The 17,484-nt window shown below is 74.2% G+C and carries 16 protein-coding genes; 13 read left to right on the top strand and 3 right to left on the bottom strand.

What is annotated here, in order from left to right; translation table 11 throughout:
* Nucleotides 1-13 precede the first annotated feature (13 nt).
* Nucleotides 14-391 (top strand): hypothetical protein, encoded by a 378-nt coding sequence (locus tag AC4BGE_RS16185; protein WP_490571615.1) that lies wholly within the window; start codon nucleotides 14-16, stop codon nucleotides 389-391.
* Nucleotides 392-421: 30 nt separating this feature from the next.
* Here the strand turns inward: AC4BGE_RS16185 and AC4BGE_RS16180 are convergent, their stop codons facing one another.
* Entirely contained in the window at nucleotides 422-1,939 is a 1,518-nt protein-coding gene (locus AC4BGE_RS16180) for a leucyl aminopeptidase (protein ID WP_490571614.1), read from the bottom strand.
* Between the two features lie 63 nt (nucleotides 1,940-2,002).
* Between AC4BGE_RS16180 and gcvT the strand changes: the two genes are divergently transcribed.
* The 5 genes from gcvT to AC4BGE_RS16155 all read left to right on the top strand — a co-directional run bounded on the left by gcvT (nucleotide 2,003) and on the right by AC4BGE_RS16155 (nucleotide 5,941).
* Nucleotides 2,003-3,130 (top strand): glycine cleavage system aminomethyltransferase GcvT, encoded by a 1,128-nt coding sequence (gene gcvT, locus AC4BGE_RS16175; RefSeq protein ID WP_490575929.1) that lies wholly within the window; start codon nucleotides 2,003-2,005, stop codon nucleotides 3,128-3,130.
* Nucleotide 3,131: 1 nt separating this feature from the next.
* Complete coding sequence (locus AC4BGE_RS16170) at nucleotides 3,132-3,386, top strand: hypothetical protein (RefSeq protein ID WP_490571612.1); 255 nt, start codon at nucleotides 3,132-3,134, stop codon at nucleotides 3,384-3,386.
* 2 nt (nucleotides 3,387-3,388) lie between these two features.
* Nucleotides 3,389-4,228 (top strand): PhzF family phenazine biosynthesis protein, encoded by an 840-nt coding sequence (locus tag AC4BGE_RS16165; RefSeq protein ID WP_490575928.1) that lies wholly within the window; start codon nucleotides 3,389-3,391, stop codon nucleotides 4,226-4,228.
* 10 nt (nucleotides 4,229-4,238) lie between these two features.
* The gene (locus AC4BGE_RS16160; protein WP_490571610.1) at nucleotides 4,239-5,051 is read left to right on the top strand and encodes a thymidylate synthase; all 813 of its coding nucleotides are present in this window, start codon (nucleotides 4,239-4,241) and stop codon (nucleotides 5,049-5,051) included.
* A 314-nt stretch (nucleotides 5,052-5,365) separates the two neighbouring features.
* Nucleotides 5,366-5,941, top strand: a complete 576-nt coding sequence (locus AC4BGE_RS16155; protein WP_490575927.1) for an esterase/lipase family protein — start codon at nucleotides 5,366-5,368, stop codon at nucleotides 5,939-5,941.
* A gap of 49 nt (nucleotides 5,942-5,990) precedes the next feature.
* Here the strand turns inward: AC4BGE_RS16155 and AC4BGE_RS16150 are convergent, their stop codons facing one another.
* On the bottom strand, nucleotides 5,991-6,698 hold the full coding sequence (locus AC4BGE_RS16150) for an aspartate/glutamate racemase family protein (protein ID WP_490575926.1): 708 nt from the start codon (nucleotides 6,696-6,698) through the stop codon (nucleotides 5,991-5,993).
* 76 nt (nucleotides 6,699-6,774) lie between these two features.
* On the opposite strand from AC4BGE_RS16150, the gene AC4BGE_RS16145 reads away from it, so the two are divergent.
* The 7 genes from AC4BGE_RS16145 (at nucleotide 6,775) to AC4BGE_RS16115 (ending at nucleotide 14,119) form a co-directional block, all read left to right on the top strand.
* A complete protein-coding gene (locus AC4BGE_RS16145) occupies nucleotides 6,775-7,650 on the top strand; it encodes a LysR family transcriptional regulator (protein WP_490571607.1) in 876 nt (291 codons plus the stop codon).
* Nucleotides 7,651-7,660: 10 nt separating this feature from the next.
* Nucleotides 7,661-8,203, top strand: coding sequence for a dihydrofolate reductase (locus AC4BGE_RS16140; RefSeq protein WP_490575925.1), 543 nt, complete (start codon nucleotides 7,661-7,663; stop codon nucleotides 8,201-8,203).
* Nucleotides 8,200-8,610, top strand: a complete 411-nt coding sequence (locus AC4BGE_RS16135) for an NUDIX hydrolase (RefSeq protein WP_490575924.1) — start codon at nucleotides 8,200-8,202, stop codon at nucleotides 8,608-8,610. The genes AC4BGE_RS16140 and AC4BGE_RS16135 overlap by 4 nt, the downstream gene beginning before the upstream one ends.
* Before the next feature lie 12 nt (nucleotides 8,611-8,622).
* The gene (locus AC4BGE_RS16130) at nucleotides 8,623-9,549 is read left to right on the top strand and encodes an LLM class F420-dependent oxidoreductase (protein WP_490571604.1); all 927 of its coding nucleotides are present in this window, start codon (nucleotides 8,623-8,625) and stop codon (nucleotides 9,547-9,549) included.
* A 54-nt stretch (nucleotides 9,550-9,603) separates the two neighbouring features.
* Complete coding sequence (gene dapA / locus AC4BGE_RS16125; RefSeq protein WP_490575923.1) at nucleotides 9,604-10,500, top strand: 4-hydroxy-tetrahydrodipicolinate synthase; 897 nt, start codon at nucleotides 9,604-9,606, stop codon at nucleotides 10,498-10,500.
* A 10-nt stretch (nucleotides 10,501-10,510) separates the two neighbouring features.
* Nucleotides 10,511-12,202 (top strand): ribonuclease J, encoded by a 1,692-nt coding sequence (locus AC4BGE_RS16120; RefSeq protein ID WP_490575922.1) that lies wholly within the window; start codon nucleotides 10,511-10,513, stop codon nucleotides 12,200-12,202.
* 63 nt (nucleotides 12,203-12,265) lie between these two features.
* Nucleotides 12,266-14,119 (top strand): ATP-binding protein, encoded by a 1,854-nt coding sequence (locus AC4BGE_RS16115; RefSeq protein WP_490575921.1) that lies wholly within the window; start codon nucleotides 12,266-12,268, stop codon nucleotides 14,117-14,119.
* On the opposite strand, the gene cydD is transcribed toward AC4BGE_RS16115, so the two are convergent.
* Nucleotides 14,049-17,483, bottom strand: coding sequence for a thiol reductant ABC exporter subunit CydD (gene cydD / locus AC4BGE_RS16110; protein ID WP_490575920.1), 3,435 nt, complete (start codon nucleotides 17,481-17,483; stop codon nucleotides 14,049-14,051). The two genes, AC4BGE_RS16115 and cydD, sit on opposite strands and share 71 nt — an antisense overlap.
* Between the last annotated feature and the right edge of the window lies 1 nt (nucleotide 17,484).

The raw sequence follows: 17,484 nt of genomic DNA, 5'->3' as shown, positions 1-17,484 counted from the left end.
CACACTGTCAGGCATGGGACTGTTCGACCGCTTCCGCCGTGACCGCTCGGCACGCATGCGCCGCCCGGCGAAGGACGCCGCGCGCACCGGCTCCACCTCCGTGCGGGCCGCCAACGCGGCCGACACCGACCACCTCAATGCGTGGGTGGCCGCCCGGCGCGGGGTGGAGGGGTTCGTCGAGCCGCGCACCGCGGTCAGCGACGTGACGCTGCTGCTGGTGGCCCACGACGGGGAGTGGACCCGGCGTCGGGTGCCCTCGGTGCAATGGGCGCACTCGTTCTGCAACCACCACCGGGTGCCGTCCTACGACGCGGCGGTGGTGGGCGTGCCCCAGCGGATGCGCGACTACAACGCCCGGCTCAAGGCGGAGGGCCGCCAGCCCTGGTCCTGACCCGCGGCGCGCGGGCGCTCCCGGCGTCGCTCAGGCCTCGTCGGGGGCGGCCAGCTCTCGGGCGAGCTCGACCAGCGTGGCGACCCCGAAGCCGGTGCCGCCGGAGGTCCACTCGCCGAACGGGCCCCCGGAGTTGAAGGAGGGCCCCGCGATGTCGAGGTGCGCCCAGGGCCGGCCCTCGGTGAACTCGCGCAGGAACGCGGCGGCGTAGAGCCCGCCACCCCAGCGCACCCAGTCGTGCTGGGCCAGGTCGGCCACCTTGCTGCTGCGGATCCGCTCCGACATCTCCTCGGGGATCGGCATCGGCCACATCGCCTCGCCCGACCGCTCCCCGGCGGCCAGCACCTGGGCGACCGTCTCGTCGCTGCCCAGGACGCCGCACACCTTGTCACCCAGCGCCAGGACCATGTGCCCGGTGAGCGTGGCGACGTCGACCACGACGTCGGGCTCCTCCTCGCCGGCCAGGACCAGGGCGTCGGCCAGGACGAGCCGACCCTCGGCGTCGGTGTTGAGCACCTCGACCGTCCGCCCCCCGCGGATGGTGAGCACGTCTCCGGGACGGGTGGCGGACCCCGAGACCATGTTCTCCGCCATCGGGGCCCAGGCGGTGACCCGCACGGGCAGGCCGAGCCGGGCGATCGCCAGGGTGGCCTGGAGGACCGCGGCGGCGCCCGCCATGTCGGACTTCATCGTGCCCATGCTGCTCGACGGCTTGATGGTCAGGCCGCCGGAGTCGAAGGTGATCCCCTTGCCGACCAGGGCCAGGTGGGTGCGGGCGCCCTTCGGCCGGTAGCTGAGCTTGACCAGGCGGGGCGGGGCGTCCGAGCCGGCGCCGACGCCCAGGATGCCGCCGCAGCCCAGCTCGGCCAGGGCGTCCTCCTCGAACACCTCGAGGGCGACCTTGGGGGCGCCGCGGCCCTTCGTGGTCTCGCGATGCGCGGCGGACACCGCGTCGGCGAAGTGGGCGGGGGTGAAGCGCCCGGGCGGCTCGTTGACCCAGTCGCGGGTGGTGGCCACGGCGCCGGCCACCACCTGGGCCTCCTCGAAGGCGGTACGGGCGGACTCGTCGCGGGCCAGCGGGGAGAGGACGACCACGTCGCCGGGCTGGTCGGTGCCGGTGTCGGCGTCGCGGCGGTAGCGGGTGAAGGTGTAGCCGCCGAGGCGGAAGCCCGCGGTGACGGCCGTGACCAGGGAGGCCTCGCCGGCCGGCAGGGCGAGCGCCACGGAGGCGGCGTTGCGGACGTTACGGGCCGCCACGCCGGCGGCCCGGCGCACGGAGACCTGGTCGGCCTCCGGCCCGAGGCCGACGAGCACGAGCACGGGGGCGTTCAGGGTCCCCGCGGTGGGGATCCGGACCGCTTCCCCGGCCTTGCCGGTGACTCCCAGCGAGGAGAGCATCGGGCGGAGCCGGCGACCGAAGGCCGCGGCGACCTCCTCGCCACCCTCGGCGAGGATCGGTCCCTTGGGAGCCTGCAGGACGCCGACGACCACGGCGTCGGCCCTGGTCTTGGCGGGGCTGGCCTTGCGCAGCGTGTAGGTCGTCGTCACCCCGGCAGGATAACCGCGGGCGCCCACGGACCCACGGGGCCGGGACTGGGGTAGGTTCGCCGTATGGCCGGCACGCAGGACCTCACCCAGTCCCCCCTGCGCCCTCGACACGAGGAGCTCGGCGCCAAGTTCTCGGCGTTCGGCGGCTGGGAGATGCCCCTGGAGTACCCCACCGGCGTGGTCAGGGAGCACACGGCCGTGCGCGAGGCGGTGGGCCTCTTCGACGTCTCCCACCTGGGCAAGCTGCTGGTCAGCGGGCCGGGCGCCGCGGCGTTCGTCAACGACGCCCTGACCAACGACCTCGGCCGGGTCAGCGCCGGGCAGGCGCAGTACACGCTGTGCTGCGACGAGGCGACCGGCGGCATCGTCGACGACCTGATCGCCTACCTCCAGGACGACGAGCACGTGCTGCTGGTGCCCAATGCGGCCAACACCGCCGAGGTGGCGCGCCGGCTCCAGGCCGCGGCCCCCGACGGGGTGCGGATCGCCGACCACCACCGGGACTACGCCGTGCTCGCGGTGCAGGGCCCCTCCTCCGACGAGCTGCTCGCCGCGGTCGGCCTGCCCTCGGGCCACGCCTACATGTCCTTCCTGGAGGCTCCCTGGCCCGCCGGCGCCGATGGCGGCGACGCCGTGGTGGTCTGCCGCACCGGCTACACCGGGGAGCGGGGCTACGAGCTGATCGTCCGCAACGACCTGGCCGTCTCGGTGTGGGACGCGCTGATGGCCGCGGGGGCCGACCTCGGCGTCACGGCGTGCGGCCTGGGGTCGCGCGACACGCTGCGCACCGAGATGGGCTACCCCCTGCACGGGCAGGACATCGGCCCCGACGTGACGCCCCTGGAGGCCAGGCTGGGCTGGGCCGTCGGCTGGGACAAGGAGCGGTTCTGGGGTCGCGACGTGCTGCTGGCCCAGCGGGCCGAGGGGCCGCAGCGGCTGCTGCGCGGGCTGGTGGCGACCGGTCGGGGGATCCCGCGCCCCGGGATGTCGGTGAGCCTGCTGCCCGACGTGCCGTTGTGCGAGATCACCTCGGGCACGTTCAGCCCGACCCTGCGCAAGGGCATCGGCCTGGCCCTGGTGCCGACCCTGGTGGCCGCCGACGCCGAGGTGGGCGTCGACGTACGGGGTCGTCGTGAGATCTTCCAGCTCGTCCGACCGCCGTTCGTCCGATCTTCCGTCCGGGAGGACTGAGATGCTGCCCGACCAGCCGCCCCACTTCCGCACCCCCTCGGACGTCTCACGTCCCTGGCACTGGGCTCTCCTGGCCTCTTCCGGCGACGAGGTGAGCGTGACCGGGGAGTACGCCGACCAGCGCTTCGGCAGCCAGGCCGACGCGGAGTCGTGGGTGGGGGAGTTCTGGGCCGAGCTGGCCGAGCAGGGCGTCGACGAGGTGACGCTCTACGAGAACGACCGGGCCGTCTACGGGCCGATGTCCCTGCACCCCTGAGCATGCTCGAGTTCCGTCAGGTCGACGTCTTCTCCGACCGGTCCTGCGGTGGGAACCCGGTGGCCGTGGTCCACGGGGCCGACGAGCTGGACGGCGAGCAGATGGCGGCCTTTGCGCGGTGGACCAACCTGTCGGAGACGACGTTCCTGCTCGAGCCCACCCGGCCCGGCGCCGACTACCGGGTGCGCATCTTCACCGGCAGCGGTGAGCTGCCCTTCGCCGGCCACCCCACCCTGGGCAGCGCCCACGCCTGGCTGGCGGCCGGCGGGGTCCCGGCCCACGACGACCACGTCGTCCAGGAGTGTGCGGCCGGCCTGGTCCGGGTGCGCCGCGGGACGCGCCTGGAGTTCGAGGCGCCGCCGCTGCTGCGCTCGGGCCCGGTGGCCGAGGCGGAGGCCCGTCTGGTCGTGGCCGCCCTGGCGGTGGCCCCCGACCGGGTGGTGGACCTCGCCTGGGTGGACAACGGGCCCGGCTGGGTGGGGGTCCTCCTCGACTCGGCCGAGACGGTCCTCGGGCTCGCCCCGGACTGGGCCGCGCTCGCCGGCCGCAAGATCGGCGTCGTCGGGCCCTACTCCGACGAGGCGGTCGCGAGCACGGGCGTCCGGGTGGAGGTCCGGGCGTTCTTCGACCGGTTCGAGGACCCCGTCACCGGCAGTCTCAACGCCGGGCTGGCGCAGTGGCTGGTGGGGTCCGGGAGGCTCCCCGGCAGCTACGTGGCCGCCCAGGGCACGACGCGGGGGCGCAGCGGCCGGGTCCACCTGACCTCGGAGGGTCCGCGGACCTGGGTGGGTGGGGAGACGGCCACGGTCATCGAGGGCCGCGTGGCGCTCGGGCCGCGCTAGTCTGACGCGCATGCGGGCCTACCTCGATCTCCTCCAGCGGATCCTCGACGAGGGGGTCGAGAAGGGCGACCGGACCGGGACCGGCACCCTGAGCGTCTTCGGCCACCAGATGCGCTTCGACCTCGCCGAGGGCTTCCCGCTGGTGACCACCAAGAAGGTGCACACGCGCAGCGTCTTCGGCGAGCTGCTCTGGTTCCTGCGCGGCGACACCAACGTGAAGTGGCTCCAGGACCGCGCCATCACCATCTGGGACGAGTGGGCCGACGAGAACGGCGACCTCGGCCCGGTCTACGGCTACCAGTGGCGCTCCTGGCCCACGCCCGACGGCCGCCACGTCGACCAGCTCGCCCAGGTGGTCGAGCAGATCCGGCGGGACCCGGACAGCCGGCGGCACGTGGTCAGCGCCTGGAACGTCGCCGACATCCCCGAGATGGCGCTGGCCCCGTGCCACACCATGTTCCAGTTCTACGTCGCCCCCGCCGCCGACGGCGGCCCCGGCCTGCTCTCGTGCCAGCTCTACCAGCGCAGCGGCGACGTCTTCCTCGGCGTCCCGTTCAACATCGCCTCCTACGCGCTGCTGACCCACATGGTCGCCCAGGTGACCGGCCTGCGGGTGGGGCACTTCGTGCACACGCTCGGCGACGCGCACCTCTACCTCAACCACCTCGACCAGGCGCGGCTGCAGCTGACCCGCGAGCCCCGTCCGCTGCCGAGCCTGTGGCTCGACCCCGAGGTGAGGGAGCTGGACGCGTTCGACCTCGAGCACGTCCGGGTCGAGGGCTACGACCCGCACCCGGCGATCAAGGCGCCGATCGCGGTCTGATCGGGTGTGTCCGTGTCGGCGACTGCCATGACGAGCTGACGGGTTCGGAGAAGTCGGGCATCGCGCGCGGCTGCCCAGGAACGTAGGTTCGTGCCATGTTGCGACGGCTCCAGCACTCGGGTGACATCTTCATGGCCACTGCCGGAGTGCGCTCCCGTGCCCGACGGTGCGCGGACGCCGAGTCACTGGCTCGGCCGGCCGGGCCACCCTCGACGTGGACGACCCTGGGTGAGCTCGGGTCCGCCCTCGGCGCCGTCCGCCTGGTGGGAGCGTTGCCGCGCCTCTCGCAGGCTGCGCGGGGCGATGGTCATCTCGTGGTGGACATCCCGGGGTGGCGGGCTCCGGAGCTGTCCGGAGCGCCGTTGCGGCGCTACCTGAACCGGCTGGGGTACGACGCTCGCGGCTGGGGCTTCGGAACCAACACCGGCGACCCGCGCCGCGACGTCACACGCTTGGTACGGCGAGTTCAAGACCTGACGCAGGAGAAGGGCTCACCGGCCTCGCTGGTCGGGTGGAGCCTCGGCGGCGTGATCGCCCGCGAGGTGGCACGCCGCCATCCCGAGGCTGTGCGCAGGGTGATCACGTTCGGTACGCCGGTGACCGGCGGAGCGGCGCACACCTCGATCGGTCGCGCCTACGGCCACCGCGCCGACGCGGGTGCCGAGAGGGTTGCTCGACGAATCCACGCAGAGAGACCGATCCAGGTGCCGCTGACGGTGATGTTCTCCAAGCGTGACGGGATCGTGGCTTGGCAGGCCTGTCTCGACGACTCGTCGCCGTACGTGGAGCACATCGAGGTCTCCTCGACCCACCTCGGCATGGGGGTCGACCCGGACGTCTGGGCGATCATCGCCGATCGTCTCGGGACTGCTGCGCCCGGGCCCCGCTGAGCCGAAGGGGACCTCAACGAGGACACACACCGGTGAGTCCCCGGCCGGCTCAGCGGGTGACGGCGGCGCCGAGCGCGACGTCGGCGGCGTACGCCGCGTGCGCGGCCATCGAGTCGATCAGCGGGACCGGGCTGTCCTCCGGGCCGACCAGGAGCTGGATCTCGGTGCAGGCCAGCACGATCGCCTCTGCCCCCTGCTCGGCCAGCTCGGCGAAGACGTCGGCGTAGGCGGCGCGGGACTCCTCGCGCACCACGCCCAGGGTCAGCTCGGAGAAGATCACCTCGTCGATCCGGGCCCGGGCCTCGGCGGGCGGCACCACGCAGCTCAGCCCGTGCCGGGCGAGCCGGTCGGCGTAGAAGCTCTCCTCCATCACCCAGCGGGTGCCGACCACGCCCAGGGTGCCGAGACCGTCCCGGGTGGCGACCCGGGCGACGGCGTCCCCGATGTGCAGCAGCGGCACGTCCACCGCCGCCTCGACCGCGGGCGCGACCTTGTGCATCAGGTTGGTGGCGATCAGCACGGCCTCCGCGCCCGCGCCCTCGAGCCGGCGCGCCGCGTCTGCGAGCAGCCGGCCGGCGCCCTCCCAGTCCCCGGCCACCTGCATCGCCCGGACCGTGCCGAAGTCGACCGAGGCCAGCAGCAGGTCGGCGCTGTGGTGCCCGCCGAGCTGGCGGGCGACCGCCTCGTTGAGGTGGGTGTAGTAGTCCACGGTCGAGTGCCAGCTCATGCCGCCGAGGATGCCGAGAGGGATCGTCATACGGCCATCGTGCGCCGGGTCGGGGCCATCGGGAACACCCGTTCTTCTTCGGGCACCCATAAGCCATGCTTGGGGGGTGGATCCGCGTCGTGTGCTCATCTTCCGCACGGTCGCCCGGGCGGGGTCGATCAGTGCCGGCGCCCGGGAGCTCGGCTGGACCCAGCCCGCGGTGAGCCAGCACCTGCGCACGCTCGAGCGCGAGGTCGGGGGAGCGCTGCTGGTGCGCGGCTCCGCGGGGGTCGACCTGACCGAGGCGGGCCGCCGGCTGCTGGCCCACGCGGACGCGGTCGCGGCGCACCTCCAAGCCGCCGGCGCCGAGCTCGAGGACCTGGCCCAGCTGCGCACCGGCTCGGCCAGGCTGGCCTCGTTCCCCTCGGGGTCGGCGGTGATCGTGCCGCGTGCCCTGGCCGCGCTGGCCGCCCGCGCCCCGGAGGTCGAGGTCGGGCTGGTGGAGGCCGAGCCGCCGGAGGCCACCGAGCTGGTGCGCAGCGGCGCCGTGGACCTCGCCCTGGTGTTCGGCTACCAGGAGGACCCGACCGAGGAGGCGCTGGTCGCGGTGCCGCTCACCGAGGACCCGATCCGCCTGGTGCTGCCCGCCGGGCACGACCCGGCGCCCGAGGGCCTGCGCGACCTGGCCGACCGGGCCTGGGTCGCCGGCTGCGAGCGCTGCCGCGGGCACCTGGTCGCCTGCGCCGCTCGAGCAGGCTTCGAGCCGCGGATCCGGCACGTGAGCGACGACTACGTGGTGGTCCAGTCGCTGGTGGCGCGGAGCCTGGCGGTGGCCGTGCTCCCGGAGACCGCGCTCGAGGCCTTCCGGCACCCGCGGGTCCGGGTGCTCGACCTGCCCGAGCTGGGCTCGCGCAGCATCCACGTGGTGCACCGCAGCGGCATCGAGCGGGTGCCCGCCGTCGCGGCGCTGCTGGCCGCCCTGCTGACCGAGGGCGCCGGGTAGGGTCGCGGCCGTGGCTGAGCAGCGGGTCGAGCAGCGGGTCGAGCAGCGGGTCGAGCCGAGTGGGCGCGTGGTGGTGGTGGCCGCGTACGGCCGCAACCGGGTGATCGGGGACCGCGGCCGCATCCCCTGGCACCTCCCCGACGACTTCCGGCACTTCAAGGCCGAGACCCTTGGGCACACCCTGGTGATGGGCCGGGCGACCTGGGACTCCATCGGCCGGCCGCTGCCCGGACGGACCACCGTGGTGCTCACCCGCGACCCCGCCTGGACTCCGGGCGAGCTGCCGGAGGAGCAGCGCGACGCGGTGCACGTGGCGCACAGCGTCGAGCAGGCCCTCGAGGTCGCCCGCGGCCTGCCCGGCGACACGGTGGTCGCCGGCGGCGGCGAGCTCTACGCGCAGACCATCCCGCTGGCCACGCACCTGGTGCTCACCGAGGTGCACGACGAGCCGGCGGGCGACGCGTTCTTCCCCGAGATCGACCTCTCCGCCTGGCGGGAGGTCCGCCGGGTGTCCCGCGACGACCTCGACTGGGTGTGGTGGGAGCGGCGATGAGCACGATCGTCGTCTCGGCGGTCGCGTTCGTGCGCGACGGCGCCGTGCTGACGGTGCGCAAGGCAGGCACGTCCCGGTTCATGCTGGTCGGCGGCAAGCCGGAGCCCGGCGAGAGCGCGGAGCAGTGTGCCGTCCGCGAGACCGCGGAGGAGGTGGGCCTGGCGATCAGCGACCTGCGACTGCTGGGCGAGTTCGTCTCGGAGGCGGCCAACGAGCCGGGGCACACCCTGCACTCCTCCGTCTTCCGCGCCGCCCTGCCCGGGGAGCCGGTGGTCGGCGGCGAGATCGCCGAGCTGCGCTGGACCCGCCTCGACGGCGACTACGACGACCTCGCCCCGATGCTCGAGCAGCACGTCATCCCCGCGCTCCGGGCCGGAGGCGACAGCGAGGGCCCCTCCGCCGTCTGAGATGGTGGTGGCATGGAGCTTCGCATCTTCACCGAGCCCCAGCAGGGGGCGACCTACGACGACCTGCTCGCGGTGGCGCTCGAGGCCGAGCGCCTCGGCTACGGAGCGTTCTTCCGCTCCGACCACTACCTCGGCATGGGCACCGAGGGGCTGCCCGGTCCCACCGACGCGTGGACGACCCTGGCCGGCCTGGCCCGCGACACCAGCACCATCCGGCTCGGCACCCTGATGACCTCGGCCACCTTCCGCCACCCGGGCGTGCTGGCGATCCAGGTCGCCGGTGTCGACCAGATGAGCGGCGGTCGGGTCGAGCTCGGCCTGGGGGCCGGCTGGTTCGAGGCCGAGCACACCGCCTACGGCATCCCCTTCCCCGACACCCGCGAGCGGTTCGACCGCTACGAGGAGCAGCTGGCGATCGTCACCGGGCTCTGGCGCACCCCGGAGGGGGAGAGGTTCACCCACGAGGGTGCCCACTACACGCTGACCGACAGCCCGGCGCTGCCCAAGCCGACGCAGCAGCCCGGCCCGCCGATCCTGATCGGCGGCCTCGGCAAGCGGCGTACCCCCGCCCTGGCCGCCCGCTACGCCGACGAGTTCAACCTCCCCTTCGTGGGCCTGGAGCAGACCCAGGAGCAGTTCGCCCGGGTCCGCGCGGCCTGCGAGGCGATCGAGCGCGATCCCGCCACCCTGACGTGGTCCAACGCGCTGGTGCTCTGCGTCGGCGCCGACGAGGCCGAGGTGGAGCGGCGCGCCGCGGCCATCGGCCGCGAGCCCGCGGAGCTGCGGGAGAACGGCCTGGCCGGCACGCCCGAGGAGGTGGTGGCCAAGATCGGGCAGTACGCGGAGCTCGGCGCGCAGCGTCTCTACCTGCAGGTGCTCGACCTCGCCGACCTCGACCACCTCGGGCTGGTGGCCGAGCAGGTGGCCCCGCACGTCTGAGCCCGGCGGGATCCTTCGCACGGCCGTCGGCGGCGGGGCAGTAGCCTTTCCGTCATGACGACCGCCCCCGCCGCACCCTTCGGCCGCATGCTCACCGCGATGGCGACCGCGTTCCAGGCCGACGGCCAGGTCGACCTGGAGGCGACCGCCCGGATCGCCACCCACCTGGTGGAGAACGGCAGCGACGGAGTGGTCGTCTCCGGCACCACGGGCGAGTCGCCGACCACCACGGTCGAGGAGGACGCCGACATCCTGCGGGCGGTCAAGGACGCGGTCGGCGACCGCGCCACCGTGATCGCCGGGGTCGGCACCAACGCCACCGCCCACTCGGTCGAGCTGACCCGCAACGCGGCCAAGATCGGCGTCGACGGCGTCCTGGTCGTCACCCCTTACTACAACAAGCCGTCGCCGGCGGGGGTGCTCCACCACTTCCGCACCGTCGCCGAGGCCAGCGACCTTCCGGTGATGCTCTACGACGTGCCGGGGCGGGTCGGCATCGGCATCGCGACCGAGGTCCTGGCCGAGGCGATCAGCTGGCCCACCGTGGTGGCGATCAAGGACGCGATGGGCGACCTGGTGCGCGCCAGCCAGCTCGTGCAGATGGGCTACGCGGTCTACTCCGGCGACGACGTGGCGACCCTGGGCTTCCTGGCCCACGGGGCCTGCGGGCTCGTCTCGGTGGTCGGGCACGCCGCCGGCCGCGAGCTGGCGGAGATGATCGACACCTTCCTGGCCGGCGACCACGCCGCTGCCCTGGAGACCTTCAACCGGCTCATCCCGGCGTTCCAGGCGGTCATGGGCGTGCCCAACTACGGGGCCACCACGGCCAAGGCCGCGCTGCAGCTGCTGGGGGTGCTGGACAACCGTCACGTGCGCGGCCCGCTGGTGCCGCTCGACGACGCCGAGTACGCCGCCCTGCGCGACGGGCTCGTCGCCGCCGGCCTGATCTGAGGGGAGCTTCATGTCCCACCCCCATCCTGAGCTCACCGCTCCGGCCCCCCTCGCCGAGGGCGGGCTCCGGGTCATCCCCCTGGGGGGCCTGGGCGAGGTCGGGCGCAACATGACGGTCTTCGAGTACGCCGACCGCCTGCTGATCGTCGACTGCGGGGTGCTCTTCCCCGAGGAGCACCACCCGGGCGTCGACCTGATCCTGCCCGACTTCGAGCCCATCCGGGACCGGCTCGACCGGGTGGAGGCCCTGGTCCTCACCCACGGCCACGAGGACCACATCGGCGCCACGCCCTACCTGCTGCGCGAGCGCGGTGACATCCCGCTCGTCGGCTCCGAGCTGACGCTGGCGCTGCTGGGCTCCAAGCTGCGCGAGCACCGGCTCAAGGAGACCGTGCACCACCAGGTCCGCGAGGGCGACCGCATCTCCTTCGGCCCCTTCGACCTCGAGTTCGTCGCGGTCAACCACTCCATCCCCGACGCGCTCGCCGTGGCCATCCGCACGGGCGCCGGCATGGTCCTGCACACCGGTGACTTCAAGATGGACCAGCTCCCGCTCGACGGCCGGATCACCGACCTGCGGGCCTTCTCCCGGCTGGGGGAGGAGGGGGTCGACCTCTTCCTCACCGACTCCACCAACGCGGAGGTGCCCGGGTTCACCACCCAGGAGCGCGAGATCGGCCCCGTCCTGGACCGGGTCTTCCACCAGAGCAGCAAGCGGATCATCGTGGCCTGCTTCGCCTCGCACGTGCACCGCGTCCAGCAGGCGCTCGACGCGGCGGTCGCGCACGACCGCAAGGTCGCCTACGTGGGGCGGTCGATGGTGCGCAACATGCAGATCGCCAAGGACCTGGGCTACCTCACCGTCCCGCCGGGGGTGCTGGTCGACGCCAAGGAGCTCGCGGAGCTGCCACCGGAGCGGCAGGTGCTCATCTCCACCGGCTCCCAGGGCGAGCCGCTCTCGGCGCTGAGCCGGATCGCCCAGCGCAACCACAGCTTCGTGCACATCGAGGAGGGCGACACGGTGGTCCTGGCCAGCTCGCTCATCCCCGGCAACGAGAACGCCGTCTTCCGGGTGATCAACGGACTGGCCCGCTGGGGCGCGCACGTGGTGCACAAGGGCAACGCGCTCGTCCACGTCTCCGGTCACGCCAGCGCCGGGGAGCTCCTCTACTGCTACAACATCGTCAAGCCTCGCAACGTGATGCCGGTGCACGGCGAGATCCGCCACATGCACGCCAACGCGGCCCTGGCCCGGGCCACGGGCGTCCCCCCCGAGCACGTGGTCGTGGTCGAGGACGGGGTCGTGGTGGACCTGGTCGACGGCGAGGTCGCCGTCGCGGGCAAGGTCGAGTGCGGCTACGTCTTCGTCGACGGGACCTCGGTCGGCGACGTCACCGAGACCTCGCTCAAGGACCGGCGCATCCTCGGCGAGGAGGGGTTCATCTCGGTCATCGTGGTCGTCGACTCCGTCACCGGGAAGGTCTCCGGCGGGCCGGAGATCCAGGCCCGCGGGTTCGCCGAGGACGAGGCCACCTTCGACGAGGTCAAGCCGGCGATCGTCGACGCGCTCGACCGGGCGGTGGCCGACGGGGTCACCGACTCCTACCAGCTCCAGCAGACCGTGCGCCGCGTTGTGGGTCGCTGGGTGAGCAAGACCCACCGCCGGCGCCCGATGATCATCCCGGTGGTCCTGGAAGCCTGAGCCGCACCGGGTGCGTCGATGCGCCCTCCGGGGGCGCTCGTCCCCCTAGACTCCCGGCGGGACGTGCGAGGGACGCTGCCCAGGAGGTGCTTCGACGTGCTCGACGGTGGCAGCCGCACCCAGGGCATGGCGCGCCTCTACGACCTGATGCGTCGCGTCCACTCCTCCGCCGACACCGCGCAGGTGCTCGACGAGATCGCCCGGGGAGTGACCGAGGGCCTGGGGTTCGGCATCGCGGCCATCTCCCGCCTGGACGGCGACGAGCTGGTCACCACCACCTTCGCCGGGCCCGAGGAGCAGCGGCCCTTCATCATCGGCCGACGCCGTCCGGTCCGGCTGATCCTCGAGGAGTTCGTGGTCGGGGACGAGTGGGGGATCCTGCGCTACGTGCCTCGGGGCCGCGTCTCCCAGGAGGCCCTGGAGGGGATGTGGATCCCGGACTACGAGCCGGTGGACGCCCCCGACGCCTGGCACCCCGAGGACGCCCTCTACGCGCCCTTCTACGCCGCGACCGGCGAGATGCTCGGCATCATGGCGGTCGACCTGCCCCCCGGTGGCCGGATCCCCGACCGGGAGCAGCGCGAGCTGCTGGAGATGTTCGTGATCCAGGCCGGTATCGCCCTCGCCAACGCCCAGCACCGCGGGCGGATGGCGGAGCGGGTGGCGGTGGGGGAGATGCTCAAGCAGGTGGCCCTGGCCGGCAACCTCGGCGACCTGGACATGGTGATCCAGCAGGCGGCCAGGGCGATCACGCACGGCCTCGGCGTGGCCCAGACGTTCCTGCGCTGCTTCCCCGAGAGCCCCGGCGGGGTGGGGGAGCACGCGGCCGGGCACCCGCTCCCGAACCCGCGCTCCGCGGCCGTCCACGGGCTGCGCGGCGACATGGCCAAGCTGCTGGAGTCCGGCGACGAGGTGACGGTCGACGTGCACGTCGACGACGGGGCGAGCGAGTCGCTGCCGAACAGCTTCGCGGTGCTCCAGGACAGGCTGAGCCTGGTCCGGGCCACCCGGGCGGTCGTCACCCCGATGCACGTGGGCGCCGACCTGCTCGGCTACGTGGTGGTGATGCAGGGCTCCGACCAGCCGCGCCTCACCACCGTCCAGCGCGACGCGCTGGCGGAGGTCGGGCGCGCCCTGGGGCAGCTGGTGCTCAACGCGAGGCTGCGCAGCACCGAGCAGATGCTGGTCGCCGAGCTCCAGGAGCTCGACCGCTACAAGGGTGAGCTGATCGCCACGATCTCCCACGAGCTCAAGACCCCGCTGACCTCGATCATCGGCCACACCGAGCTCCTCGAGGACGGCGGCGCCCCCGCCCGGTCCCTGTCGGCCATCACCCGCAACGCCCAGCGCCTGCAAGGGCTCATCGACAACCTGCTCAGCTACTCCCGGGTGCAGGAGCAGCGCGAGGCCGCCCGTCGCGTCGTCGACCTGACCGAGGTGGTCGAGGCGGTCGTCGAGCCGCTCGGGCTGCAGATCGAGCGTGGCGGCCTCTCCTGGGAGCTGTACCGGCCCGAGCACCCCGTCACCGTGCTGGGAGACCCGGAGGAGCTGAGGCGGGTGCTGGAGAACCTCTGCACCAACGCCGTGAAGTACTCCCGACCCGGGGGACGGGTCAGCGTCCGGGTCGACCGCGACGGCCGGTTCGCCCGGGTGGCGGTCACCGACCGTGGGCTGGGGATCTCCCGGCAGGACCAGGCGCACCTCTTCTCGCCCTTCCACCGCTCCTCCAACCCCGAGGCGCTGTCGGTGCCCGGCACCGGGCTGGGGCTGGCGATCTCACGCCGCATCGCGGAGCTCCACAACGGCAGGATCGAGGTCGTCTCCGCGCTCGGCGAGGGGAGCACCTTCACCCTGCGACTGCCGCTGCACCCTCCCGCGGACGCACGCTCCGGTGCCGTGCCTGTCCCCCCAGGCTGACGACCTCGTCCATCGACTCCAGCCCGATCCGGCCGTGGGTGATCCACAGCACCGAGCGCCCGGTGCGGTCCAGCAGCGACTCGGTGACCGCGCGGGCGGTCGCGGAGTCCAGGTGGGCGGTGGGCTCGTCCAGGACCAGCACCGGCTGGTCGGCCAGCACCGCCCGGGCCAGGGCCAGCCTGGCGCGCTCGCCGCCGGAGACGTGGGCGTGCCCCTCGCCGAGCATGGTGGCCAGGCCGTGCGGCAGGGAGTCGACCCAGTCGCCCAGGCGGGCCTCCGCCAGCGCCCGTCGCACCGCCTCGTCGTCCGCGTCGGGGCGGGCGAGCCGCACGTTCTCGGCCAGGGTGGTGGTGAAGACGTAGGGGTCGTCGTCGACGAGCCCCACGCGGGCGCGCAGCTGCCCCGGGTCGAGCCGTCGTGCGGCGACGCCGTCCCAGCGCACCTCGCCCCGGTGCGGGTCGAGGAAGCGCATCAGCAGGGCGGCGACGGTGGACTTGCCCGACCCGCTGGGGCCGACCAGGCCCACGCGGGCGCCGGCGGGCAGGTCGAGGGAGAGGTCCGAGAGGACCGGGTGGTCGCCCCAGCCGGCGCTGACCTCGTGCAGGGAGCCGGCCGGGTGGGCGCTCAGCACGTCCTTCAGCGGGTCCGGGTCGACCAGCACGGCGGGGGGCTGTGCGGTCAGGTGGTCGAGGCGCTCGGCCGCGGCGCGGGTGCGCACCGCGACGGCCCCCGCGTCCGCCAGCGGGAGGAAGACGTCCTGGAGGGCCAGCGGCAGCATCACCAGCAGGGCGGTCATCGCGGCGGAGAGCTCGCCGGCGGACAGCGGACCGGTCAGGCTCCACGCCATCACCAGCACCCCGGCGCCGCAGGCGACGCCGGCCAGGGTGCGGGCCCCGGCGGTGGTCCGCACCGAGCTCACGGCCGCCGCACCGACCTCGTCGCCGGCCGCGTCGAGGTCGTCGAGTGCGCGGCCGGTCGCCTGCCACAGCTCCAGCTGGCGCAGGCTGTGGAGCACCGACTCCACCCGGGCCGAGAGGTCCGCGCGGGCCCGGACGAAGGCGGGCTCGGCCCGCCGCACCCCGACCAGCGCGACCAGGTGGCCCGCCGCGGCCAGCAGGCACGTCCCGGCGACGACCAGACCGGCCACCGGGTGGGCGAGCGCGGCCAGGAGCGTGGCGCCCACGCCCACCGCCAGGGCGGTCAGCCGGGGCTGACGGACCCGGAGCTGCTCGTCGACCAGGGCGTCCACGTCGTCGACGACCTGGGTGAGCAGGTCGCCGCGGCGGGTGCCGAGGCGTCCCGGCACCAGGGGCAGGAGCGCGTCGTAGACCTGGGCGCGGCGCTCGGCCAGCAGCCGCAGCGCGGCGTCGTGGCTGACCAGACGCTCGGCGTAGCGCAGCACGGGGCGGGCGATGCCGAAGGTCCGGACCGCCACGATGGCCATCATCAGCATCAGGACCGGCGGGTGCTCCGCGGCCCGGGTGATCAGCCAGGCGGCGGTGGCCGTCAGGGCCACTCCGGAGGCCACGGAGAGCGCGCCCAGCGCGGTCCCGGTGCGCAGCCCGAACCGGCCGGGCGCGTCGGGGGCCGTGGCCGTCTCGGGGAGCCGGCCCGCGGGACCGGCGGGGAGGGGCAGGGGGCCGGCACCGCTCGGGGCGGAGTCCGGGCCCGGCTCGACGTCGTGCTGCCGGCTGCCCTCGAGGGGGAGGGTCTCGGGCGGGGTCAGCTCGACGACCTGGTCGGCGACCTCCAGGACGGCCGGCCGGTGGGCCACCACCACCACCAGGGCGTCGCGGGCGAGCTGGCGGAGGGTGCGCAGCAGGACCGCCTCGGTGAGGTCGTCGAGGTGGGCGCTGGGCTCGTCGAGCAGCACCACCTTGCGGTCGGCCAGCACCACCCGGGCCAGGCCCAGGCGGGCACGCTGGCCGGCCGAGAGCCCGGCGCCGTCGTCGCCCAAGCGGGTCTGGAGACCGAGGGGGAGGGCACGCACCGTGTCCTCGAGGTCGAGCGCGGCCAGGGCCCGCCACAGCGACGCCTCGTCGGCCCCGGGACGGCCCACGCGCAGGTTCTCGGCGATGCTGGCCGCGGTCAGCCACGGCCGCTGGGGCGCGGTGGCGACGGTGGCGCGCCACGCGGCGAGGCGGTCCCGCCGCAGCGGAGCCCCCTGCACCAGCACCGCACCGGTGGAGGTCTCGAGCTCGCCGGCCAGCAGTGCCAGCAGGGTGGACTTGCCGGCCCCGGACGGGCCGGCGATCGCGACCAGCCCGGTGTCGGGGAAGTGGACGGTGTGCGGGGCGAGCGCCGGGTGGGCGCGCCCGGGATAGGTGAGGCTCACGCCGGAGGCGGCGAGCGAGACCGGGCCGGTCAGGGGGGCCGCGTCACTCTCGTCCTCGGTGGGCGCCTGGTCGAGCAGCCGGGTGGCCGCCTCGAAGGTGGCGGTGCCCTCGGCGGCGGAGTGGAACTCCGCCCCGACCCGACGCCACGGCCAGTAGGCCTCGGGGGCGAGGAGCAGGACGATCAGGGCGGTCTGGAAGTCGATCCCGGAGGCGGCCAGGCGCAGGCCCACGCAGACCGCGACCAGGGCGACCGAGAGCGTGGCGATCAGCTCGAGCGCCGCGGAGGAGACGAAGGCGATCCGCAGCGTGTCCATGGTGGCGCGGCGGTAGCGGCCGGTGATGGCCCTGATCGACTCGGCCTGCGCGTCCGCCCGGCGGTGGGCCACCAGGGTGGGGAGACCACGGACGACGTCGAGGAAGTGGCCCGACAGGGTGGCGAGCTGGCGCCACTGCCGGTCGGCGCGGTCCTGGGTGTTGAGCCCGATCAGGATGGCGAAGGCCGGCACCAGCGGCAGGGTGGCCAGCACGATGAGCCCGGAGATCCAGTCGAGCCAGAAGATGGCGGCCACGGTGGCGGCCGGCAGCACCGCGGCCAGGACCAGCGAGGGGAGGTAGCGGGTGAGGTAGGGCTCCACCGCGCTCATCCCGCGGGTGGCCAGGGTGGCCAGCTCGCCGGTGCGGTGGCGCGAGAGGGTGATCGGCTCCATCCGGGCCGCCGCCTCGAGCAGCCGGCGGCGCAGCGTGGTGGAGACCGCCGCCGCGGCCCGGGCGCCGCTGACGTCGACGACGTAGGAGCACAGTGCCCGGCCCAGGACGACCAGCGCCACGGCCAGGGCGGGGTCCCGGAGCCCGGCCGCCCACCCGGCGCCGCCGGGGTCGTCGACGAGCCGCACGATGAGGTACCCGACGGCGAACGCCTGGGCGACCGCGAGCAGGCCGCCGAGCACCCCCGCCACCAGGCCCGACGCCAGGTGGCGCCGGGCCGGCAGCAGGTGTGGCAGCAGGGCCGGGTCGAGCGGCTTGGCCACG

The sequence above is a fragment of the Nocardioides sp. Z50_6 genome (genome assembly GCF_058215755.1).
This window is presented reverse-complemented; position numbering and strand designations above follow the sequence as displayed.